Below are 20,211 nucleotides of genomic sequence, written 5' to 3'. Positions count from 1 at the left end.
CCGTTGGCTTGATGCCAGCTTAGATGGTCTTGGCGAAAGCCACTGCCGTGTCGGACATGCGGTTGGAGAAGCCCCACTCGTTGTCGTACCAGGACAGAACGCGCACGAAGTTGCCTTCCATGACCTTGGTCTGGTCGGTAGCGAAGATCGAGGAGTGGCTGTCGTGGTTGAAGTCACGGCTGACCAGTGGCTCGTCGGTGTAGCCGAGAACGCCCTTCAGTGCGCCGTTCGACGCAGCCTTGATGGCGTCGTTGATTTCAGCGACGGAGGTTTCTCTCTTGGCGACGAACTTGAAGTCGACGACCGAAACGTTCGGGGTCGGAACGCGGATGGACGTGCCGTCCAGCTTGCCCTTGAGATGCGGCATGACGAGGCCGACGGCCTTGGCAGCACCGGTCGAGGTCGGGATCATGGAAAGGGCTGCGGCGCGGGCGCGGTACAGATCCTTGTGCATGGTGTCCAGTGTCGGCTGGTCGCCCGTGTAGGAGTGGATCGTGGTCATGAAGCCATGGTCGATGCCAACGAGGTCATCGAGAACCTTGACGACCGGCACCAGGCAGTTGGTGGTGCAGGATGCGTTGGAGATGACGAGGTGATCCTTCGTCAGCTGGTCGTGGTTGACGCCGAAAACGACCGTCAGGTCGGCACCGTCAGCAGGCGCCGAAACGATGACGCGCTTTGCGCCAGCGGTCAGGTGCGCGGCAGCCTTGTCGCGGGCGGTGAAGATGCCGGTGCATTCCAGCGCGATATCGACGCCGAGTTCGCCATGCGGCAGGGTTGCTGGATCGCGAACGGCGGTCACTTTGATCGGCTTGCCGCCACCAACGATGATCGAGTCGCCTTCGACCTTCACATCCGCCGGGAACTTGCCGTGGATGGAGTCGTAACGCAAGAGATGCGCGTTGGTCTCGACTGGGCCGAGGTCGTTGATGGCAACGACTTCGATATCGGTGCGGCCGGACTCAACGATGGCGCGAAGGACGTTACGGCCGATACGGCCGAAGCCGTTAATGGCTACTTTTACAGTCATTTACAGTCTCCCGATCAATAATTTACGTCTGGATGGAATGGCATGTGGAGGCGATGGCAAAACTTGGGACTTCCCACCGCTGGCGGCAGTCGGGCCGAAGGTCAGGCGTGCAGCACGCCTTGTCCTCCGGCCAGAGGGATCAGCCGAGCTTCTCTTCGGCTGCGGCGACAACCGCTTCTGCAGTGATGCCGAAATGCTGGAACAGGTCCTTGGCCGGCGCGGAGGCACCGAAGGACTGCATGCCGACGAAAGCGCCGTCATTGCCGATGAAGTAATCCCAGCCCTGGCGAACTGCTGCTTCGACGGCGATCTTGACTGGCGCGTTGCCGATGATGGCCTGGCGGTAGGTCTCCGGCTGCTCCTTGAAGAGTTCAAAGCAGGGAACGGAAACGACGCGGGTAGAGACGCCCTTGTCCTTCAGAGTGGCAGCGGCCTTCAGAGCCAGCTCGACTTCCGAACCGGAGGCAAAGATCGCAACCTTGGCATCGCTTGCCGAAACCAGTTCGTAGGCGCCGTAGGCCACGAGATTCTTTTCCTCATAGTCCTTGCGGGCTGGCGTCAGGTTCTGACGGGTCAGCGCCAGTGCGGAGGGGCGATGCTTCTCATGCAAGGCAAGCTGCCAGGCTTCTGCGGTTTCTGTCTCGTCCGCAGGGCGGAAGACCAGAAGGTTCGGAATGGCGCGCAGCGCTGCAACCTGTTCCACCGGCTGGTGGGTCGGGCCATCTTCGCCAACGCCGATCGAGTCATGGGTCAGAACGTGAACCACGCGGATGCCCATCAGAGCGGCAAGACGGATCGACGGACGGCAATAGTCCGAGAAGATCATGAAGCCGCCGGAGTAAGGGATCAGACCGCCATGCAGCGCGATACCATTCATGGCAGCGGCCATTCCGTGTTCGCGGATGCCGTAATGCATGTAACGTCCGGAGAAGTCCGTCGGCGTGATCGACACCATCTGGCTGGTCTTGGTGTTGTTGGACGGCGTCAGGTCGGCGGAGCCGCCCAGCGTTTCCGGCACAACGCCGTTGATGACTTCGAGCGTGTCTTCGGATGCCTTGCGGGTGGCGACCGTCGGGTTGTTTGCGGCAACCTTTTTCTTGAAGGCATCGATGGCGCTATCGAAGTTGCCGGGCAGGTCGCCAGCAAAACGGCGCTTGAACTCGGCCTTCTTCTCAGCGTCAGCCGCTTCCAGGCGCGCTTCCCACTCCTGACGCGTCTTGGTCGAGCGCAGACCGGACAGACGCCATGCGTCCAGCACGTCTTGCGGAATGACGAAGGCTTCCGATTCCCAGTTCAGGTGCTTGCGGGTTGCGGCAATCTCTTCCGCGCCGAGCGGCGAACCGTGAACCTTGTGGGTACCAGCCTTGTTCGGCGCGCCAAAGCCGATGGTGGTCTTGGCAGCGATGAAGGTCGGACGGTCGGACTTATGGGCTTCTTCGATGGCCGCGGCAATCGCTTCCGGATCGTGGCCGTCGATTTCGATCGTATGCCAGTGAACTGCCTTGAAGCGTTCGATCTGGTTGGTGGAGTCGGACAGGCCGACTTCACCGTCAATGGTGATGTTGTTGTTGTCCCAGAAGAGCACAAGCTTGTTCAGACGCAGATGGCCGGCAAGCGCGATCGCCTCATGGCTGATGCCTTCCATCAGGCAGCCGTCGCCGCACAGCACATAGGTATAATGGCTCTGCAGATCGGAGCCGAATTCTTCTTCGAGCTTACGCTCGGCAATCGCCATGCCCACAGCATTGGCAATGCCCTGGCCGAGTGGGCCGGTGGTGGTTTCGATGCCGGTGGCGTGACCATATTCCGGGTGGCCGGCGGTCTTGGAGCCGAGCTGGCGGAAGCGCTTGATCTCGTCGATCGTCATGTCCTCGTAGCCCGTCAGATACAGGCACGAGTAGAGCAGCATGGAGCCGTGGCCGGCAGACAGCACGAAGCGGTCGCGGTCTGGCCAATGTGGCGCCTTGGGATCGAATTTCAGGTAGCGGGTAAAGAGAACGGTGGCGACATCCGCTGCTCCCATCGGCAGGCCGGGGTGGCCGGAATTGGCCTTCTCCACAGCATCCATGGCAAGAAATCGGATTGCATTGGCCATCCGGTCGTGTTTGTCGCGAGAAATCATGGCTTTTCCGTCTGTTCCGGGTGAAAGGAGATAGTCGGTCTGACTATCCAAAAAGCGGGTTGATCCATATCAGGTGGGGCGGCTCTGTCAACAAATCCAGCCTTTGTTGCGGTTCGATCGGCAACAAAAATCGTTTCGCATCCGCCTCATGTGCGTTCGGTCGATCTTCCTCTCAAGCTGTGGCCATAATCAGGCAGGGTGGCGTCACGAGATCGTTGCCAAGCCGCATTCATCCACAGCGCAAAGTGCTTGAATGTATTGGTTTGATTGACGCGGGCTCAAAACGGGTAATATCGTGTGCTGGCCTTGAGTGACATCGGGCGGCAACGATTCGGGCTTGCCGCTTATGCGGTTTGGAAGAAACGATGACGGCGGAAAAGACCATACATGTTGCGCTGTCGGAGCTCAGCTCCGCAATCACCAGCCTTGAAAACGCCCTGGATGTGCGTCTCGAGCGCCAGCGCGAAAGCGCAGAGGTGGAGAGTGAAGTCAAGCGCGTCCATGTTGATCGCGCCCGCCTTGCGCAAGAGCTTGACCAGTCGCAGTTTCGCGCCAACCGGCTGGAAGAGGTGAACCGCGAGGTTTCGCGCCGTCTGGTCACTGCCATGGAAACCATCCGCGCCGTGCTGGACAGATAAGAGGAGACGGCCCATGGCTCAAGTCACCGTGATGATCGACGGAAAAGCCTACCGCATGGCATGCGAAGCCGGGCAGGAAGACCATCTGACCGATCTCGCCGCGCGTTTCGACCGCTATGTCGGCCATCTCAAAAGCCAGTTCGGCGAAATCGGCGATCTGAGACTGACCGTCATGGCAGGCATCATGATCACCGACGAAATGTCAGAACTGTCGCGCAAGATCGAAGCCCTGGAAAACCAGGTGGCCTCCCTGCAGCAGAACCGCGACGGCATGGCCGAGAGCAAGGCGAAGGCGGATGAGCAGATCGTGCTTGCCATTTCCGATCTTGCCATGCGGCTGAACGGAATCACCGAAAAGCTGGTGGAGAGGCCGAAGCCTTCGGTGAATTAAACCTGTTGCTGCGTATCGGCTGCGATCAAGATTGTCTTCGGTAGCCTCTTTCGAAACGTAACGATCCATCATATATAGAGCGTGCGTTCTGCGCTTCTCGACAGGAACCACAATCCCTGGGGCCATACTCGATCCAAAGGGAGCTGTCCCTGGCCAGCCTCGTGGGGCTGGACACACGGTGCCCACCTACGTTTGTAGGCACCCAGGATCGTAAACATCCATCGGTCGTCGCGGACGCACTTTATCATTTTAGCCTATGCGGCTTCGCCCGTTTGACGGCGTTGCAACAAACCATCGGTTTTAAATCGCGCCCTTTTGCGTGAAGGGCGACGCCCATGATTATTTTATTGGTTTCATGATGAAAGCTTTGCAGTGGCACGATGTTGTCATTGCATTGATGGAACAATTCTTTATTATTCGGATTGGTATGTCCGTTCAGCCTGTCCTAAAGGCGAATGCGGTTGCAACCGCGACGTGCCGTTCAACAGCCCAAAGAGCTAAACTTGTTTACTGAAATTATGATCGTGGTCCTGCTCACCGTACTGAACGGGGTGCTCGCCATGTCCGAACTTGCTGTCGTCTCTTCCAGACCGGCGAGGCTTAAAGTGCTGGCCGCTCAAGGCAGCAAGGGCGCCACAATGGCGCTCAATCTTTCTGAAAATCCCGGACGGTTTTTGTCCACCGTGCAGATCGGCATTACGCTGGTCGGCATTCTTTCCGGTGCCTTCTCTGGCGCTACACTCGGTACTCGCTTCACAGCCTGGCTCATCGAGCAAGGCGTGCCGGACCGTGCCGCCGATGCGCTTGGCGTCGGCGTCGTGGTCGTTGCCATTACCTATCTGTCGCTAATCGTCGGCGAGCTGGTGCCAAAGCAGATCGCGCTACGCGACGCTGAAAAGGTCGCCGCCCGCGTCGCTCCCGCCATGGTGTTCCTGTCCAAGATTGGCGCGCCGGTCGTCTGGCTTCTCGATAAGTCGGGCAAGATCGTGCTGGCTATTCTCGGGCACAGCGGTGAATCAAACGCTTCTGTTACCGATGACGAAATCCGCACGGTTCTGGCGGAAGCGCACAGCGCCGGCGTGATCGAGACCGAGGAGTCGGCGATGATCACCGGCGTTATGCGTCTTGCCGACCGTAACGCCAGAGGCCTCATGACCCCGCGCCGCGATGTGGAAGTCGTCGATATCGAGGACACGGCGGAGGAAATACGCGAGCAGCTTCGCGGCACGCAGCGGTCGCGCCTTCCGGTGCGCAATGGCGCCTCCGACGAAATTCTCGGCGTGCTTTTCGCCAAGGATGCTTTCGATGCGCTGGCTTCCGGCAAGGAGCTCAACATTCGCGAGTTGCTGCGCGAAGTGCCGGTCGTGTCCGACCTCACAAGCGCTGTCGATGTGATCCAGTCGCTGCGCCGTTCCACGGTGCATATGGTTCTTGTTTACGACGAGTATGGTCATTTCGAAGGCATCATCAGCTCCGGCGATATTCTGGAGGCCATCACCGGCGCCTTCCAGGAGGAGGACGATGAAGAGCCTGCGATGGTGCAGCGTGAAGACGGCAGCTTCCTCGTGGCCGGCTGGATGGCGGCGGACGAATTTGCCGATCGCATGGGCTTCCAGATCGATGAGGATGCCGAGTTCGAAACGGTTGCCGGTTTGGTGCTGGACGAATTCCGCCGCTTACCGGAACTTGGCGAGCACATCACGCGCAACGGCTGGCGCTTCGAGGTCATCGATCTTGATGGTCACCGTATCGACAAGGTCCTTGTCAGCCGGGCCGCTTAATGAGCAACGCTGCTTCGCTTACAAAAGCGCAATTGCGTCTTGAGCGTCTCGCCCTGCGGGACGCTCTTTCTGTTGAAGAGCGGAGTGAAAAAAGCGCCGCCATGGCTGAAAAAGCTGTGGCGGCATTGTCTTTTTCTGCCGGGACTGTGATCTCAGGCTTCATGCCCATCCGTTCCGAAGCAGACACCCGGCCGCTGATGGAAGCTTTGCGCGACAAGGGCGCCACACTTTGCCTGCCGGTGATGCTTGACCGCGAGACCATCGTCTTTCGTGAATTCGTTCGAGATGCAGAACTGGTAAAGACCGGCTTTGGCACCAAGGGGCCGGATGAGAATGCGTCGGTCTTGGACCCGGATATCCTGCTTGTGCCTCTCTCGGTCTTCGATGGTCGCGGCCAGCGTATCGGCTATGGGGCAGGGCATTACGACCGCGCCATTGCGCGCCTACATGCAAAAGGCCTGGAACCCTTGCTGATAGGCATTGCATTCGACTGCCAGGAAGTGCCATCAGTGCCGGCAGAAGCGCATGACGTCGCGCTGGACGCGATTTTGACCGAAAGCGGCATGCGGCATTTCACTGGCAGGGCAGGGGCATGAGACTACTTTTTCTCGGGGATATGGTGGGCAAGACTGGACGCACGACCGTCTGGGAGAAACTGCCGGGACTGATCTCCGACCTGAAACTGGATTTCGTCATCGTCAATGGCGAGAATGCCGCTGGCGGTTTCGGCATTACCGAAGACATCTATCTGGAAACCATCAATGCCGGGGCTGATGTGGTGACCACCGGCAACCATGTCTGGGACCAGAAAGAGGCCGTTTCCTTCTGTGAGCGGCACGACCAGTTCCTGAGGCCAGCCAACTATCCGAAGGGTACCCCCGGCAAGGGATCGGGCCTCTTTTATGCCCGCAATGGCGCGCGTGTGCTGGTCGCCAACATCATGGGCCGCGTCTTCATGCATCCTGAGTTGGACGATCCCTTTAGCTCCGCCGAGAGCATTCTCGCAGCCTGCCCGCTGAAAGAGCAGGCGGATGCGATCATCTTCGATTTTCACGCCGAGGCCACGAGCGAAAAACAATGTTTCGGCCATTTCGTCGATGGCCGCGCCAGCTTCGTGGTTGGCACGCACACCCATGTGCCGACGGCGGATGCTCAGATCCTGAACGGCGGAACCGCCTATATGTCGGACGCCGGCATGTGCGGCGATTACGATTCCTCGCTCGGCATGGAGAAGGAAGAGCCGATCAACCGGTTTATCTCGAAAATGCCGAAGGGCCGTTTCGAGGCGGCAAGCGGTCCTGCGACGCTGTGCGGCGTTGGGGTGGAGATTTCCGATAGCACCGGCTTGGCGGAGAAGATCGCGCCCTTGCGAATTGGGCCAAGGCTGGCGGAGACTGTTCCGGCGTTTTGGGCTTGAGTGTTTGCGTCCACCCCGCAATGACAACAATGTGAGCGCAACCTACCGCTAACAGCTAGACGAACCCTCATCCTTGCCGCATCCTTCCCTGCATTCGCCTTTCAGGGGAGTGGTGCCATGCGTCGCATATCCATGCCTGCATTGATCGCCATATTGTTCAGCGCCGCCTCGGTTGCCGCGCAGGAACCTCCCGATCGCCCTCCCGTCAGCCAGTGCCAGGCGATTGCGCAGGCGCTTCCCAAGGTCACTTTCGCCAGCTTCAAGCCATCCGATATCACGAAGGCTGAGCTCAGCGACCGGGAAGAGGTGAAGATCCAGTATATCGGCCATTCCACCTATACGATCGAGTCACCCGAAGGTGTGGTGATTGCCACCGACTATAACGGCGTCTACCGCCCGCCGGTCATGCCGACAGTAGCGACCATGAACAATGCGCACACCACCCATTACACGCTCTTGCCGGAGCCTGAGATCAAACATGTGCTGCATGGCTGGAGCGATGTGCCGGGTGAAAAGGCCGTTCACAAGCTGGAAGTGGGCGATGTCTATATTCGCAATGTGACCTCGGATATTCGCAACCGCTGGGGTGGCGGTGGTCTGCTGACCAAGGACGGCAATTCGATCTTCATCTTTGAAGTGGCCGGGCTCTGCATCGGCCACCTCGGGCATCTGCATTACGAGTTGACGGAAACGCAATATGCGGAAATCGGCCGGCTGGATGTGCTGATGGTGCCGGTCGACGGCGGGCTGACGATGGGGGCGGACAGCATGAGCCGCATCGTCAAGCGGTTGCGCTCCGCGCTCATTTTGCCGATGCACCAGCCGAGCGCTCTGGAGCGGTTTCTCGTGGCCTTCGGACCTCAGTTCAAGATCGCCTATGCCAGTGACCCGATAATCCGGGTATCGATGCGAAACCTTCCCCGCCAGCCGCAAATACTCGTGCCGCAAGGCATGTAGCAAACGTCAGCCACGACCGATCGGTGCAACGGCCACGCCTATGCAAAAGCGCCGCGCATCCCAGAGATGCACGGCGCTTGCGGTCGTCAGTCGACGATCGGATCAGGCGAAGGTCAGGTGCTGTCGAACGCCGACATCCGGCATTTTTTCGTCCGACATATTGGCTTTCGCGATTTCCCAGCCGAATTTCAGCGTGCTGTCGGTGGAGGCCCAGATGTCGGCGTCATCGACATGCAGTGCCAGCATCACCAGTTGCGGGTCGCTCTTGCCGTGTTCGTACCAGGCGGCGGTAACGGAGTTCCAGTATTCCTCGAGCTTGGTCTTATCGTCACGGACTTCCAGCTTGCCCGACAGGCAGGCGTGGTAGTCGTGATCCTTGCCGATAACGCAGAAATGGGCACGCGAACCGGACTTCAGCGACTGGACGAGATCGGTATCCCGCTTGGAGAAGAACCAGATGGTGTTGGTCTTCGGGTCCGCATGCGGCGCCATGGGCTGCATGTGGCTGTGGAGACCTTCCAGGCCCAGCATGCCCGCATGGACGGAATTGATCTCGTCCCAAAGCTGACGGGCGGGTTGTTCGCGTGCTTCAGTCAGGCTTACCATTCACTGATCTCCTTCCGGTTCCTGTTCGTGTCGGCTACGATCCTGTCGTGACCGCGCCACCTGTCATCAGAACGGCGGGCGACGATTTCTGTTCCTTGTCGTGCTGCTATTGAGAGGCGAGAAGAAGGGCTTACGGGCTTGAACAGCCGCCATATCGCCCTTATAAGGCCCCCAATCCAAACAAACGATCCGATCAGGGGTGCCATGGCTGGCCATTCACAGTTCAAGAACATCATGCATCGCAAGGGGAAACAGGATTCGATCCGTTCGAAGATGTTCTCCAAGCTTGCCCGTGAAATCACCGTTGCAGCCAAGTCCGGTCTTCCGGACCCGACCATGAACGCTGCTCTTCGCCTGGCTGTGCAGAACGCCAAGGCGCAGTCAATGCCGAAGGACAATATCGACCGCGCCATCAAGAAGGCTTCGGGCGCGGATGCGGAAAACTACGATTCTGTGCGCTATGAAGGCTACGGTCCTGGTGGCACGGCAGTCATCGTCGAGGCGCTGACGGACAACCGCAACCGCACGGCTTCCAACATCCGCTCGATCTTCACCAAAGCTGGTGGCGCACTTGGCGAAACCGGTTCGGTGTCCTTCTCCTTCGACCGCGTCGGCGAAATTACCTACAAGGCATCCGTTGGCAATGCTGACAAGGTGATGGAAGCGGCAATCGAAGCCGGTGCCGAAGATGTCGAAAGCGGCGAAGAAGGCCACACGATCATCTGCGGCTTCGAAGACATCAATGAAGTTTCCAAGGCGCTCGAAGCGACGCTTGGCGAAGCTGACAGCGTCAAGGCAGTCTGGCGTCCGCAGAACACCGTTCCGGTGGATGAGGAAAAGGCCCAGTCGTTGATGAAGCTTATCGACAACCTTGAAGACGATGACGACGTGCAGAACGTCTATTCGAACTTCGAAGTGTCCGAAGAAGTCATGGCGAAGCTGTCCGCTTGACACTCTCTGGCTCCGTCCAATGTCAGGACGGCAATCGAAAGCGACAGATCAAAAGCACAAAGGCCGGATTTGCTCCGGCCTTTTTCATTTTCAATGGTGACAGTGGTAGAGGCGTGTCAGCGCACAGTCGGCTCAAGCCGCCTTCTTCACGCCTTCGCGCACCTCGGCGAAAACTTCAACCGACCCCAGCCGCTTGTTGATGTCGTGGATCGGCATGGAGACGATCAATTCGTCTGCGCCGGTCTCGCCCAGGAACTGCTGAAGCTTGCGATCGATGGTCGCGTGCGAACCGACGGCGGCGTAGCGTAGCGTGTGTTCCACCGTGATCCGCTCCATGTCGTTCCAGTAACCGTCCATGCTGTCCACCGCCCGCGGGAAGGGCGTGCGGACATTCTTGCGCAAATTGACGAATTGCTGCTGCGCCGAGGTGAACAGGTGGCGCGCCTCCTCGTCCGTATCCGCGCCGACCCCCATGATGCCGACCATCATGTAAGGCTCCGATAACGTCGCGGATGGCTGGAAGCGCTCGCGGTAGATGGCAATCGCATCCATCAGCATGTCCGGAGCGAAATGCGAGGCGAAGGAATAGGGCAGGCCCAGCGCTGCGGCGAGATGGGCGCTGTAGATGCTTGAGCCCAGAAGCCAGATCGGCACGTTGGAATTGACGCCCGGCACGGCAAGGATTGCCTGGTCCGTCTCGGGGGAGCCGAGATAGCGTTGAAGCTCAACGATGTCATGCGGGAAGTTTTCCGCTCCAGCGTCGAGATTGCGGCGAAGCGCACGCGCCGTGCGCATATCCGTTCCCGGTGCGCGACCGAGGCCGAGATCGACACGCCCCGGCAGCAATGCTGCAAGCGTGCCGAACTGTTCGGCAATCACGAGCGGCGAATGGTTCGGCAGCATGACGCCACCCGAGCCGACGCGGATCCGAGAGGTCGCGGCACCCACATGGGCAATGACAATGGACGTGGCGGCGCTGGCGATGCCTGGCATGCCGTGATGCTCGGCAAGCCAGAAACGCTCGTAACCGTTCTCTTCCGCCTTGATGGCCATGCGGCGGGAATTATCGAGCGCCTTGCTTGCGTTCTCTCCGTCGCCAATCGGCGAGAGATCGAGAATGGAAAAGGGAATCATGGCATGCTCCTTGCGGCATTTCTTTGTAAGGAAATGTAATGCGAAGTGTCGCATTTGCCATAGTCGTCGCAGCGAATTGATCCATGGTTCAAAAAAACTGACGGGCTGATGACGCGTACGGCGTGGCTCCAGTCGAGCTTTTATCATTGAATGTTTTTGTTTTGTTCACTTATGGCTGGCAGGTTTCAAGCCCACAGGATAGGGTTTGACACATGCAAAACGCGATTCGAATTATCGGCATTGATCCGGGCCTAAGGCGTACCGGCTGGGGCGTCATCGAAACGATTGGCAACAGCCTGCGTTTCGTTGCCTCCGGCACTGTGATGTCCGATGCCGAGATGGACCTCGCGTCGCGCCTTTGCCAGTTGCATGACGGGCTGGCGGAGGTCGTGCATTCCTATCAGCCGGATGAAGCAGCTGTTGAACAGACCTTTGTCAACAAGGATGCTGTGGCGACGCTGAAGCTCGGACAGGCGCGTGGCATCGCCATGCTCGTTCCTGCGCGCGCAGGTCTTCATGTTTCCGAATATGCACCGAATGCGGTCAAGAAGGCGGTGATCGGGGTCGGCCACGGGGAAAAGCAGCAGATCCACATGATGCTGAAAATCCTGATGCCGAAGGCCGAGTTCAAGGGCAACGATGCCGCCGATGCGCTGGCGATCGCCATCTGTCATGCACATAACCGCGGTGGCGACCGGATGCGCCGCATTCTCGCCGCCGGCTAGGCAGACTCTTTTCGGCTTTAAGCTCTCTCTCAAACATCACGGACGCGACGATGATCGGCAAACTCAAAGGCACCATAGAAGAAATCGGCGACGACTACGTTCTCGTTGACGTTCATGGCGTTTGCTATGTGGCGCATTGCTCGGCACGCACGCTGTCGCGGCTTGGCTCTGCCGGCGAGGCGGTCGTGCTGTTCATCGAGACCTATGTGCGCGAGGACCAGTTGAAGCTGTTCGGCTTCATGAGTGCTCTGGAACGCGAGTGGTTCAACCTGCTGCAAAGCGTGCAGGGTGTGGGCTCCAAGGTGGCGCTTGCCGTGCTGTCGACGCTCTCGCCATCCGAACTCGCAAACGCCATCGCGTTGCAGGACAAAGCGGTCGTGTCCCGTGCTCCAGGCGTCGGGCCTAAGGTCGCGATCCGCATCGTCACCGAGCTGCGCAACAAAGCGCCTGCTTTTGCCGGAGAGGCGGCAGGTGCCATCGGGCTCAAGCAGGAGATCGGCGAAGGGGCGGCGCCTGCGCCGGTCGCCGATGCCGTCTCGGCTTTGACCAATCTCGGCTATTCGCGCGATCAGGCTGCCAACGCCGTGGCGGCCGCCTTGAAGAATGGCGGGGAGGGTGGAGACAGCGCCAAGCTGATCCGACTGGGCTTGAAGGAGCTTTCACGGTAGATCTGATATTTGTATTTTTGGCGGATGAATGATAATATTTCCGCCATATGATGTTTTTTCTTACGGGTGCGTATCATGGGATGGGAAGTCGTTGTTTCGTCAAAGGGGCAGGTAACGTTGCCTAAAGACATGCGTGAAGCGCTCAACCTTCGCCCCGGTGATCAGGTCGTCTACTCCATCATTGATGGCGAAGTGGTGCTGACGCCAAAGAATATTGATTTCAATGATCTCGCTGGCCTTTTAGGTAAGCCTCCCAAGGGCCGTGCCACCTTGGAAGAAATAGACGAGACCGTCAGCAAGGCTGCAGGCCATAGCGTCGTCGATACCGATGATGATCAGGCGGATGCCGCTGCATGATAGTGTATGGCGTGGATACGAACGTCGTTCTTCGTCTTTTCGTTGATGATGAACCAGACCAACGGGAAGCAGCACTGCGTTTCGGAGCAGGGATTGGCCGCGACTACACTGTCTTCGTAACGCTTCTCACTCTGATCGAGCTCAGTTGGGCTTTGAAGTCACAATACGGTTTCGATCGACGACAGATCAGCTTGGCCATTCGCAAGTTGCTGCACACAAGGGGTTTGGTCGTTGAAGGACACGATAAGGTCGTCAAAGCCGTCCGTCTGGTTGAGCGCCATAATGCCGACTTCACGGACGCGCTTATCGCGTGTCAGTCGCTCGGCGAAGGCTGCAAAACCATTTACACCTTCGACATCAAGACAGCGCGGAAAATACCTGGAATGGAACTTTTGACATGAGTGAGGCTGCACGGCTGATTTCTTCTGAGAAACGCGGCGAGGATATCGACACCACGCTGCGCCCGCAGACGCTGGATGATTTTACCGGCCAGGCGGAGGCGCGCGCCAATCTGAAGATCTTCATCGAAGCGGCGAAGAACCGTGGCGAGGCGCTGGACCATGTGCTCTTCGTCGGCCCGCCCGGTCTTGGCAAGACGACGCTGGCGCAGATCATGGCGAAGGAGCTTGGCGTCAACTTCAAGTCCACCTCCGGTCCTGTCATCGCGAAAGCTGGCGATCTCGCCGCGCTGCTGACGAACCTTGAAGAGCGTGACGTTCTGTTCATCGACGAAATCCATCGGCTGAGCCCGGCGGTGGAGGAAATCCTCTATCCCGCCATGGAAGACTTTCAGCTGGACCTGATCATCGGAGAGGGTCCGGCGGCGCGCTCGGTGAAGATCGATCTGTCCAAGTTTACCCTCGTTGCCGCCACCACACGCCTTGGTCTTTTGACCACCCCGCTTCGCGACCGTTTCGGCATTCCGGTGCGCCTGTCTTTTTACACGGTGGATGAGCTTGAACTGATCGTGCGACGCGGTGCGCGGTTGATGGGGCTGCCGATGACGGATGAGGGTGCGCGCGAAGTTGCGCGGCGCGCGCGTGGAACGCCGCGTATTGCCGGGCGCTTGTTGCGCCGCGTGCGCGACTTTGCCGAAGTGGCCCGCGCCGAAGCTGTGACACGGGAGATTGCCGATCAGGCTCTGACGCGGCTTCTGGTGGATAATATGGGTCTCGATCAGCTGGACATGCGCTATCTGACGATGATCGCAGTGAATTTCGGCGGCGGGCCGGTGGGCATCGAGACGATTGCTGCTGGGCTTTCGGAGCCGCGCGATGCGATCGAGGATATCATCGAGCCCTATATGATTCAGCAGGGATTTATTCAGAGAACACCGCGTGGCCGTATTTTGACCGCGACGGCGTGGAAGCATCTCGGTATGCAGCCGCCTAAGGATCTCGAAGCGGCGCAGTTTCGCCTTTCTCTCGAGGACGAGTAAATTTGATCACGCGCCGTGCGCTTCTTAAAATGGCCGCGACTGCCAGCGCTGGCTTCTTTTCGCTTGGAGCTTACGCAGGTGGGGTAGAGCCACTGTTGCGGCTTGCGACCACACGCTACCGCATCACGCCGCCGAATTGGCCGACGGGGCAAAGCCTGCGTATTGTCGTGATCGCCGATCTGCATGCCTGCGAACCATGGATGTCGCCAGAGCGGATCTCTCGCATTTGCAACCATGCCAATACGCTTGGCGGCGATATCATCCTGCTGCTTGGGGACTATGTCACCGGCATGCAGCGCTTCATCACAGATATCGTCCCGCCAGCGCAATGGGCCAACGCGTTGTCTGCCTTGCGGGCACCCTATGGCGTACACGCCGTGTGCGGCAATCACGACTGGGCGCAGGACCCTGAGGCGCAGAGGCTTCGGCTGAAGGAAACGGTTTCGCACCGGGCGTTGCGGGCCGTCGGCATAACCGTCCATTCCAACACCGCTATCCGCACCGGATCCGAGGAGCATCCCTTCTGGATTGCCGGACTTGAGGATCAGTGGGCCTATCGCGAACGCGGCGAGGTCGCGGGCCTTGACGATCTTCCCGGGACGCTGGAGCAGGTTACCGATGATGCGCCGATCATTATGATGGCGCATGAGCCGGATATTTTCCCGACAGTGCCGGAGCGTGTGTCTCTGACATTGTCCGGCCATACCCATGGCGGGCAGGTCAATCTGTTCGGTTGGCGGCCCGTCGTTCCCTCCATTTACGGCGAACGTTATGCCTATGGTCACAAGGTGGAAAACAGTCGTCATCTGATCGTGTCTGGCGGTCTTGGTTGTTCGGGCGCGCCGATCCGCTTCCTGTCACCACCGGAAATCGTGGTGATCGATCTCGTCGGCTGACGGAACCAGACCGCCACCACCGCCCTTTCCCGTTCTTTCAATGGGAGAAGCTGCATGACGACGTATCGCAAAGGCACCAAGGTCAGCTGGAAGTGGGGCAATGGCAAGGGCGAGGGCAAGGTGGCCGAGAGCTTCACCGAGGATGTCGAGCGCAAGATCGACGGCTCGACGATCAAGCGCAAGGCAAGCAAGGACGAGCCGGCCTATCTGATCGAGCAGGACGATGGCGGCAAAGTACTGAAGAGCCATTCGGAGCTTGATAAGGCGAGTTGAGTCGCAGATCGCCGTCGCTCGTCAAATGGAGGCCGATGCGCTGATCGCGTCGGGCTTCATGACTTATATGCGAGAGGAGTGACGAGATGACGTATGATCCGACACGGGTTTTCAAAAAGCTGGCGCGCAACAACAGGCTTGCCAATCTTCGCCTGCACCAAGCGTGCCTGCAACTGACGGCAGAGGAACTGGTCGCTCCACGCACCAGCTTCTTTCCGACGATCCGTGAGACCCTCAATCACATCTATCTGGTGGACATGTTCTATCTCGATGCGATGAAGGGCGGCTCGTTGGGTCCCAAGGTCTTCGACGTCAGCGAGCCCTACACCGATATGGAGACATTGGCGCAGGTGCAAGCTGCCCTCGATATGGATTTGATATCCTTCGTCGATGGTCTGGACGGAGAGATGCTCTTCGCAACGGTTCACGTTTATCGCGGTGCGCGGGTGCAGCAGGATCGTTGCGACGATATTCTCTCCCATCTCTTCCAGCACCAGACGCATCATCGCGGCCAGGTTCATGCAATGCTGTCCGGCACTCGGCTTAAGCCCCCACAGCTCGATGAATTTCTCGTTGGAGACGATGCTCCTGTTCGCAAAACCGAATTGCAGGCATTAGGATGGACGGAAACTGATTTGATGTTTCCTGTTTAATTTATTGGATGCCTGATGGTTGAAGACACCCGTATTCGTATAAAATTCAAGCCGAAGCGCCTCTTTCAGATGCGCGTTGCCGGTATCGCCTTTCGCAACAGCCATGTGCTGGTCCACCGCGCCACCCACGAAAAATTCTGGACCTTTCCGGGCGGAAGGGCGGAAATGGGCGAGCGATCGGAAGAGACGCTGGCGCGCGAGATGGTGGAAGAACTGGGTGCCGAGGTTTCGGTCGGGCGGCTTCTCTGGGTGGTGGAGAACTTCTTTCATTACGAGGGTCGGGACTGGCACGAGCTTGGCTTCTATTATTTGATGGATCTGCCTGCGAGCTTTCCCTTCGATGAGGAGAAGATCATCCACCGCGTCCAGGACGGCAAGAATGCGCTGGAGTTTCGCTGGGCGAAGGCTACGACAGAGGCGTTGACGGCACTCGACATCCCGCCCTATTTCATTGCCGGAGAGATCGAAAACTTGCCCCCATCCACCCGCCATGTGGTGTGGGACGACGGCAATCTGGACGACAAATGAGCACTTCCCAATCGCGCCATATGATCCGGCTGGACCACAAGCCGCAGCTCTTCAGTTTTCGCGTGGCTGCGCTGATCTTTCACCAAGGCTATCTTCTGGTGAACCGCAGTGTGACCGACCGTTACTGGTCGCTACCGGGTGGGCGGGCCGAAATCGGCGAAAGCACGGAAGAGACAATCCTGCGCGAGATTGAAGAAGAGCTTCACGTGAAGGCGAGTATCGAACGCCTCGTCTGGTCGGCGGAGAACTTCTTCGCCTACGGCGATTATCAGGCGCATGAAATGGCCTTTTATTATCAGATCCGTCTCGATGAATCCTTCCCATTTCGTGAGAGCGATATCATTCACCGCGTCGCCGATGGCGAGGCCGAGGTGGAATTCTGCTGGTTGCCGGCAACGGCCAAGGCCCTGAGACAGAACGATCTGCGACCCGTCTTCATTGCCGACAGCATCGAGACTCTGCCCACGCGACATCAGCATGTGATCGTGCGTGAAGGCAATCAACCCAGGACTCAAGAATGACTGACATTACCGTTTCCCTATCAGGAGAATTGATCGAACACGGCCATCGGCTGGTGCAGCGGGTCTATTACGAGGACACGGATTTCTCCGGTCTCGTCTATCACGCCCGCTATCTGCATTTCCTCGAGCGCGGACGCACCGATTATCTGCGCTGCCTCGGTTGCGAGCAGAGTGCGCTTTTGACGGCGGATGAGGAAGGACTGGTCTTCGTGGTTCATCGTATGGAGATCGACTTCAAAAGCCCGGCACGGATGGATGATGTGCTGACCATCACTACCATCACCGAAAAGGCGGGTGGGGCGAAAATGATACTGAACCAGGAAATCCGCCGTGGCGAGACCATGCTGATCGCGGCAAAAGTGATCATCGCCGTCATCAATGGCAAAGGAAGACCAAGACGCCTTCCGGACACCATTGCGGAGAAGTTTTTGAAGTAAACCGGAGCGCGGGACAGAAAACCCGCTCTTGGCCCCATGTTTCGTAACACTCCCTTAACCATAATGTAGTCTTACTGAAACGCCCGGTATTTGTGGGTTATACGCCTTCCTTTTACCAAATTTAGCGGCGAGTAAGGCGTACTGGCAGTTATCGGGGCAAAGGCGACGGGCTGGCGGATCTTAACCGCGACGCTTAACGCATTGATGCGTGTTTGAATCGCCCGGTCATGCACCGGGCGTTTGGATTCGGGGATTGGAATATTTATGGAACAGGCAGGTTTGGCAGCGGCAACGCATGATGTGAGTCTTTGGGCGCTGTTCATGCAGGCTGGACTCATCGTCAAGCTGGTGATGATCGGCCTCCTGGCCGCCTCGGTTTGGACGTGGGCCATCGTCATCGACAAATATATGAGCTTCACCAAGGCACGACGTCAGTTCGATCAGTTCGAACAGGTGTTCTGGTCCGGCCAGTCGCTTGAAGAGCTGTATCGCACGCTGGCCGAGCGCCAGAATGGCGGTCTCGCGGCAATCTTCGTGGCCGCCATGCGCGAATGGAAGAAGTCCTTCGAGCGCGGCGCGCGTTCGCCGATCGGTCTGCAGATGCGTATCGATAGGGCCATGGATGTGACGATGGCACGCGAAGCTGAGCAGTTCGAGGCGCGTCTCGGCTCGCTGGCAACGATCGGTTCTGCGGGTCCGTTCATCGGTCTTTTCGGTACGGTCGTCGGTATCATGACCTCGTTCCAGGCAATTGCCGGTTCGAAATCTACCAACCTTGCGGTCGTCGCGCCCGGTATTGCCGAAGCGCTTCTGGCAACGGCGATCGGCCTCGTGGCCGCTATTCCGGCCGTCATGGCCTATAACAAGTTTATGGGCGATGCGCACAAGCTTTCCGCACGGATGGAAGGTTTTGCCGACGAGTTTTCCGCGATCCTGTCTCGCCAGATCGACGAGAAGCTGCAGACGCGTCAGGCCGCGCAGTAAGACGCAACGCCGAAAGCCAGTGGAGTAAAACGCGATGGGTATGTCAGCAGGCGGAAGCGGTGGTGGTTCGGGTGGTCGTCGCGGCCGTGGACGCGGTCGCCGTGGCGGCGGTGCGATCAGCGAAATCAACGTGACACCGCTCGTGGACGTCATGCTCGTGCTGCTGATCATCTTCATGGTGGCAGCACCGATGATGACGGTCGGCGTTCCGGTCGATCTGCCGCAGACCTCTGCGTCTGCTCTCAATTCGGAAACGCAGCCGATCACCATTTCGGTCAATGCCAATGGCCAGATCCATTTGCAGGAAACGCCGATCGAAGCGGCGGAAGTGGCCGACAAGCTGAAGGCGATTGCCACCACCGGATACAATGAGCGCGTCTTCGTGCGTGCCGATTCTGTCGCCGCCTACGGCGTTGTCGCGGATGTGATGGCACGTATCCAGGGTGCCGGCTTCAAGAATATCGGCCTCGTAACGCAACAGAAACAGGATAATTGACGACCGCGATGAAGGGCAGCATCACCACATCTGCGATTGTGCACGCCTCGCTGCTGGCCTTTGCCCTTGTGTCCCTGGGCTCGCCGGCACCGCTCGAGGTGTCTCAGGCCGAGTCGATGCCTGTAGAACTCGTGTCCGTCGAGGAAATGACGCAGATTCAACAGGGTGACAAGAAGGCGCCGAAGGCGGAGAAATCCGCGCCGGTGCCGACCACGCGTCCTGACACCGTACCTAACGCGCAAAATATCGGCAACAACAGCGCCGATCTCGATGCGCCGCCCACGCCGACTGAAAAGCCGAACAACAATGTCGCTGCCGCCGCTCCGCCCAAGCAGGAGCAACCGGCGCCGGTCGTCGATACCAACCCGAACGACGTCAAGGACATCGTAAAGGAAGAGACCGCGCCGAAGCCGCAGGAGATGGCGGCACTTCCCATGCCAAAACCGGAAATCACGCCACCGCCGAAGCCTGCCGAGCCAAAGCCAGCCGAACAAAAGGCTGAAGAGCCGCCACCGCAGAGCCAGGAACCGGCGGAAATTGCCGTGCCGCAGAATGTGCCGCGCCCGAATGCGCGCCCGCAGCCGCCGGAACAGAAGCCCGAGCCGCCAAAGCCCGAGGCCCAGAAACCGGCTGAGCAGAAGCCTGCGGAAAAACCCACCGAGAAGAAGAGCGATCAGGCCAAGGCCAATGAAAAGCCTTCTGACAAGAAGGTGGCTGATCGCAAGCAGGAAACCGCCAAAGCTGCCGCAACTCAGCAGAGCGAATTCAACGCCGACGAGATTTCAGCGCTTCTCAACAAGCAGGCGCCATCCGGCGGCGGCGCGAAGCGCTCAACCCAGACGGCGGCGCTTGGCGGCAAGAAGACGATCGGCACGGGTTTGAGTGCCAGCGAGATGGATGCCCTTCGCGGGCAGATTTCCAAGAACTGGTCGATGGTCGCCGGTCTGACGGATGTCGCGCAGGTGGTCGTCGAAGTGCGTGTCCAGCTCGATCGGTCGGGCGCGATTGTCGGGCGGCCTGAGGTTTCCGCAACCGGCGGGCCGGAAGGCACGCGCCGTGCGGTGGAGGGCAGTGCGGTCCGCGCTGTCATGAGATCCGCGCCATTTACCAATCTCCCAGCGGATAAATACGATGGTGAAAAAGGATGGAACACGTTGTTGCTGACATTCACGCCGGACGATTTCGGTGTGTGAGGCAGGACGTTGAAA

General features: G+C 58.8%; 25 protein-coding genes and 1 other RNA gene. 22 read left to right on the top strand and 4 right to left on the bottom strand.

The features are described from left to right. Positions 1–19: 19 nt before the first annotated feature. Together gap and tkt are read right to left on the bottom strand one after the other, a co-directional pair. Positions 20–1,030, bottom strand: coding sequence for a type I glyceraldehyde-3-phosphate dehydrogenase (gene gap, locus QZ862_RS00820; RefSeq protein ID WP_296016563.1), 1,011 nt, complete (start codon positions 1,028–1,030; stop codon positions 20–22). Between the two features lie 139 nt (positions 1,031–1,169). Next, positions 1,170–3,152 carry a transketolase gene (gene tkt / locus QZ862_RS00815; protein WP_296016566.1) on the bottom strand — a complete coding sequence of 661 codons (1,983 nt, stop codon included), beginning with the start codon at positions 3,150–3,152 and terminating at the stop codon, positions 1,170–1,172. Positions 3,153–3,517: 365 nt separating this feature from the next. Here tkt and QZ862_RS00810 point away from each other — a divergent pair, with 365 nt between their 5' ends. The 7 genes from QZ862_RS00810 to QZ862_RS00780 all read left to right on the top strand — a co-directional run bounded on the left by QZ862_RS00810 (position 3,518) and on the right by QZ862_RS00780 (position 8,336). Further along, on the top strand, positions 3,518–3,790 hold the full coding sequence (locus tag QZ862_RS00810; RefSeq protein ID WP_296016568.1) for a DUF4164 domain-containing protein: 273 nt from the start codon (positions 3,518–3,520) through the stop codon (positions 3,788–3,790). 13 nt (positions 3,791–3,803) lie between these two features. Next, a complete protein-coding gene (locus QZ862_RS00805; protein ID WP_062427933.1) occupies positions 3,804–4,181 on the top strand; it encodes a cell division protein ZapA in 378 nt (125 codons plus the stop codon). Positions 4,182–4,263: 82 nt separating this feature from the next. Further along, positions 4,264–4,421, top strand: a non-coding RNA gene (ssrS, locus tag QZ862_RS00800) — 6S RNA. 278 nt (positions 4,422–4,699) lie between these two features. Continuing rightward, positions 4,700–5,962, top strand: a complete 1,263-nt coding sequence (locus QZ862_RS00795) for a hemolysin family protein (protein WP_363315090.1) — start codon at positions 4,700–4,702, stop codon at positions 5,960–5,962. Next, complete coding sequence (locus QZ862_RS00790; RefSeq protein WP_296083000.1) at positions 5,962–6,558, top strand: 5-formyltetrahydrofolate cyclo-ligase; 597 nt, start codon at positions 5,962–5,964, stop codon at positions 6,556–6,558. Before QZ862_RS00795 ends, QZ862_RS00790 begins: the two co-directional genes overlap by 1 nt. Next, entirely contained in the window at positions 6,555–7,379 is an 825-nt protein-coding gene (locus QZ862_RS00785; RefSeq protein WP_296016576.1) for a TIGR00282 family metallophosphoesterase, read from the top strand. Before QZ862_RS00790 ends, QZ862_RS00785 begins: the two co-directional genes overlap by 4 nt. A 117-nt stretch (positions 7,380–7,496) precedes the next feature. Continuing rightward, positions 7,497–8,336: an MBL fold metallo-hydrolase gene (locus QZ862_RS00780; RefSeq protein WP_296096842.1), complete on the top strand. Its 840-nt coding sequence runs from the start codon at positions 7,497–7,499 to the stop codon at positions 8,334–8,336. A gap of 102 nt (positions 8,337–8,438) precedes the next feature. On the opposite strand, the gene QZ862_RS00775 is transcribed toward QZ862_RS00780, so the two are convergent. Next, a complete protein-coding gene (locus tag QZ862_RS00775) occupies positions 8,439–8,942 on the bottom strand; it encodes a pyridoxamine 5'-phosphate oxidase family protein (protein WP_296016580.1) in 504 nt (167 codons plus the stop codon). A 204-nt stretch (positions 8,943–9,146) separates the two neighbouring features. On the opposite strand from QZ862_RS00775, the gene QZ862_RS00770 reads away from it, so the two are divergent. Beyond that, complete coding sequence (locus QZ862_RS00770; protein ID WP_296096839.1) at positions 9,147–9,893, top strand: YebC/PmpR family DNA-binding transcriptional regulator; 747 nt, start codon at positions 9,147–9,149, stop codon at positions 9,891–9,893. 132 nt (positions 9,894–10,025) lie between these two features. Here the strand turns inward: QZ862_RS00770 and QZ862_RS00765 are convergent, their stop codons facing one another. Continuing rightward, entirely contained in the window at positions 10,026–11,027 is a 1,002-nt protein-coding gene (locus QZ862_RS00765; RefSeq protein ID WP_296096836.1) for an LLM class flavin-dependent oxidoreductase, read from the bottom strand. A gap of 212 nt (positions 11,028–11,239) precedes the next feature. Between QZ862_RS00765 and ruvC the strand changes: the two genes are divergently transcribed. From ruvC to QZ862_RS00695, 14 genes are all read left to right on the top strand, one after another. Continuing rightward, positions 11,240–11,752 carry a crossover junction endodeoxyribonuclease RuvC gene (gene ruvC / locus QZ862_RS00760; RefSeq protein WP_296096834.1) on the top strand — a complete coding sequence of 171 codons (513 nt, stop codon included), beginning with the start codon at positions 11,240–11,242 and terminating at the stop codon, positions 11,750–11,752. Positions 11,753–11,802: 50 nt separating this feature from the next. Further along, positions 11,803–12,420, top strand: a complete 618-nt coding sequence (ruvA, locus tag QZ862_RS00755; protein WP_111849624.1) for a Holliday junction branch migration protein RuvA — start codon at positions 11,803–11,805, stop codon at positions 12,418–12,420. A gap of 75 nt (positions 12,421–12,495) precedes the next feature. Beyond that, complete coding sequence (locus QZ862_RS00750; RefSeq protein ID WP_296078588.1) at positions 12,496–12,777, top strand: AbrB/MazE/SpoVT family DNA-binding domain-containing protein; 282 nt, start codon at positions 12,496–12,498, stop codon at positions 12,775–12,777. Next, complete coding sequence (locus QZ862_RS00745) at positions 12,774–13,178, top strand: type II toxin-antitoxin system VapC family toxin (RefSeq protein ID WP_296096829.1); 405 nt, start codon at positions 12,774–12,776, stop codon at positions 13,176–13,178. The genes QZ862_RS00750 and QZ862_RS00745 overlap by 4 nt, the downstream gene beginning before the upstream one ends. Continuing rightward, positions 13,175–14,215, top strand: a complete 1,041-nt coding sequence (gene ruvB, locus QZ862_RS00740; protein ID WP_062598848.1) for a Holliday junction branch migration DNA helicase RuvB — start codon at positions 13,175–13,177, stop codon at positions 14,213–14,215. Before QZ862_RS00745 ends, ruvB begins: the two co-directional genes overlap by 4 nt. A 2-nt stretch (positions 14,216–14,217) precedes the next feature. Then, positions 14,218–15,111, top strand: a complete 894-nt coding sequence (locus QZ862_RS00735; RefSeq protein WP_296096826.1) for a metallophosphoesterase — start codon at positions 14,218–14,220, stop codon at positions 15,109–15,111. 54 nt (positions 15,112–15,165) lie between these two features. Continuing rightward, on the top strand, positions 15,166–15,384 hold the full coding sequence (locus QZ862_RS00730; protein ID WP_296020594.1) for a DUF2945 domain-containing protein: 219 nt from the start codon (positions 15,166–15,168) through the stop codon (positions 15,382–15,384). Positions 15,385–15,470: 86 nt separating this feature from the next. Continuing rightward, entirely contained in the window at positions 15,471–16,037 is a 567-nt protein-coding gene (locus QZ862_RS00725) for a DinB family protein (RefSeq protein WP_296096823.1), read from the top strand. Between the two features lie 15 nt (positions 16,038–16,052). Then, the gene (locus QZ862_RS00720; protein ID WP_296096821.1) at positions 16,053–16,565 is read left to right on the top strand and encodes an NUDIX hydrolase; all 513 of its coding nucleotides are present in this window, start codon (positions 16,053–16,055) and stop codon (positions 16,563–16,565) included. Continuing rightward, positions 16,562–17,086, top strand: coding sequence for an NUDIX domain-containing protein (locus QZ862_RS00715; RefSeq protein WP_296096817.1), 525 nt, complete (start codon positions 16,562–16,564; stop codon positions 17,084–17,086). Before QZ862_RS00720 ends, QZ862_RS00715 begins: the two co-directional genes overlap by 4 nt. Continuing rightward, positions 17,083–17,523 carry a tol-pal system-associated acyl-CoA thioesterase gene (gene ybgC, locus QZ862_RS00710; RefSeq protein WP_296096814.1) on the top strand — a complete coding sequence of 147 codons (441 nt, stop codon included), beginning with the start codon at positions 17,083–17,085 and terminating at the stop codon, positions 17,521–17,523. Before QZ862_RS00715 ends, ybgC begins: the two co-directional genes overlap by 4 nt. A 264-nt stretch (positions 17,524–17,787) precedes the next feature. After that, the gene (gene tolQ, locus QZ862_RS00705; RefSeq protein WP_296020583.1) at positions 17,788–18,507 is read left to right on the top strand and encodes a protein TolQ; all 720 of its coding nucleotides are present in this window, start codon (positions 17,788–17,790) and stop codon (positions 18,505–18,507) included. A gap of 34 nt (positions 18,508–18,541) precedes the next feature. Continuing rightward, positions 18,542–19,003, top strand: a complete 462-nt coding sequence (gene tolR / locus QZ862_RS00700) for a protein TolR (RefSeq protein ID WP_062427953.1) — start codon at positions 18,542–18,544, stop codon at positions 19,001–19,003. Positions 19,004–19,011: 8 nt separating this feature from the next. Beyond that, a complete protein-coding gene (locus QZ862_RS00695) occupies positions 19,012–20,196 on the top strand; it encodes a hypothetical protein (protein ID WP_296020611.1) in 1,185 nt (394 codons plus the stop codon). The last annotated feature ends 15 nt before the right edge of the window (positions 20,197–20,211 follow it).

This window comes from uncultured Agrobacterium sp., from assembly GCA_913777615.1.
GTDB lineage: Bacteria > Pseudomonadota > Alphaproteobacteria > Rhizobiales > Rhizobiaceae > Agrobacterium.
Note: the sequence above shows the minus strand (reverse complement) of the source record. Positions and strands in the feature narration are given on the sequence as shown.

What these genes read in the sequence shown, in the direction of transcription:
- gap (WP_296016563.1), bottom strand. Translation starts at nt 1,030, where the DNA reads ATGACTGTAAAAGTAGCCATTAACGGCTTCGGCCGTATCGGCCGTAAC.
- tkt (WP_296016566.1), bottom strand. Translation starts at nt 3,152, where the DNA reads ATGATTTCTCGCGACAAACACGACCGGATGGCCAATGCAATCCGATTT.
- QZ862_RS00810 (WP_296016568.1), top strand. Translation starts at nt 3,518, where the DNA reads ATGACGGCGGAAAAGACCATACATGTTGCGCTGTCGGAGCTCAGCTCC.
- QZ862_RS00805 (WP_062427933.1), top strand. Translation starts at nt 3,804, where the DNA reads ATGGCTCAAGTCACCGTGATGATCGACGGAAAAGCCTACCGCATGGCA.
- QZ862_RS00795 (WP_363315090.1), top strand. Translation starts at nt 4,700, where the DNA reads ATGATCGTGGTCCTGCTCACCGTACTGAACGGGGTGCTCGCCATGTCC.
- QZ862_RS00790 (WP_296083000.1), top strand. Translation starts at nt 5,962, where the DNA reads ATGAGCAACGCTGCTTCGCTTACAAAAGCGCAATTGCGTCTTGAGCGT.
- QZ862_RS00785 (WP_296016576.1), top strand. Translation starts at nt 6,555, where the DNA reads ATGAGACTACTTTTTCTCGGGGATATGGTGGGCAAGACTGGACGCACG.
- QZ862_RS00780 (WP_296096842.1), top strand. Translation starts at nt 7,497, where the DNA reads ATGCGTCGCATATCCATGCCTGCATTGATCGCCATATTGTTCAGCGCC.
- QZ862_RS00775 (WP_296016580.1), bottom strand. Translation starts at nt 8,942, where the DNA reads ATGGTAAGCCTGACTGAAGCACGCGAACAACCCGCCCGTCAGCTTTGG.
- QZ862_RS00770 (WP_296096839.1), top strand. Translation starts at nt 9,147, where the DNA reads ATGGCTGGCCATTCACAGTTCAAGAACATCATGCATCGCAAGGGGAAA.
- QZ862_RS00765 (WP_296096836.1), bottom strand. Translation starts at nt 11,027, where the DNA reads ATGATTCCCTTTTCCATTCTCGATCTCTCGCCGATTGGCGACGGAGAG.
- ruvC (WP_296096834.1), top strand. Translation starts at nt 11,240, where the DNA reads ATGCAAAACGCGATTCGAATTATCGGCATTGATCCGGGCCTAAGGCGT.
- ruvA (WP_111849624.1), top strand. Translation starts at nt 11,803, where the DNA reads ATGATCGGCAAACTCAAAGGCACCATAGAAGAAATCGGCGACGACTAC.
- QZ862_RS00750 (WP_296078588.1), top strand. Translation starts at nt 12,496, where the DNA reads ATGGGATGGGAAGTCGTTGTTTCGTCAAAGGGGCAGGTAACGTTGCCT.
- QZ862_RS00745 (WP_296096829.1), top strand. Translation starts at nt 12,774, where the DNA reads ATGATAGTGTATGGCGTGGATACGAACGTCGTTCTTCGTCTTTTCGTT.
- ruvB (WP_062598848.1), top strand. Translation starts at nt 13,175, where the DNA reads ATGAGTGAGGCTGCACGGCTGATTTCTTCTGAGAAACGCGGCGAGGAT.
- QZ862_RS00730 (WP_296020594.1), top strand. Translation starts at nt 15,166, where the DNA reads ATGACGACGTATCGCAAAGGCACCAAGGTCAGCTGGAAGTGGGGCAAT.
- QZ862_RS00725 (WP_296096823.1), top strand. Translation starts at nt 15,471, where the DNA reads ATGACGTATGATCCGACACGGGTTTTCAAAAAGCTGGCGCGCAACAAC.
- QZ862_RS00720 (WP_296096821.1), top strand. Translation starts at nt 16,053, where the DNA reads ATGGTTGAAGACACCCGTATTCGTATAAAATTCAAGCCGAAGCGCCTC.
- QZ862_RS00715 (WP_296096817.1), top strand. Translation starts at nt 16,562, where the DNA reads ATGAGCACTTCCCAATCGCGCCATATGATCCGGCTGGACCACAAGCCG.
- ybgC (WP_296096814.1), top strand. Translation starts at nt 17,083, where the DNA reads ATGACTGACATTACCGTTTCCCTATCAGGAGAATTGATCGAACACGGC.
- tolQ (WP_296020583.1), top strand. Translation starts at nt 17,788, where the DNA reads ATGGAACAGGCAGGTTTGGCAGCGGCAACGCATGATGTGAGTCTTTGG.
- tolR (WP_062427953.1), top strand. Translation starts at nt 18,542, where the DNA reads ATGGGTATGTCAGCAGGCGGAAGCGGTGGTGGTTCGGGTGGTCGTCGC.
- QZ862_RS00695 (WP_296020611.1), top strand. Translation starts at nt 19,012, where the DNA reads ATGAAGGGCAGCATCACCACATCTGCGATTGTGCACGCCTCGCTGCTG.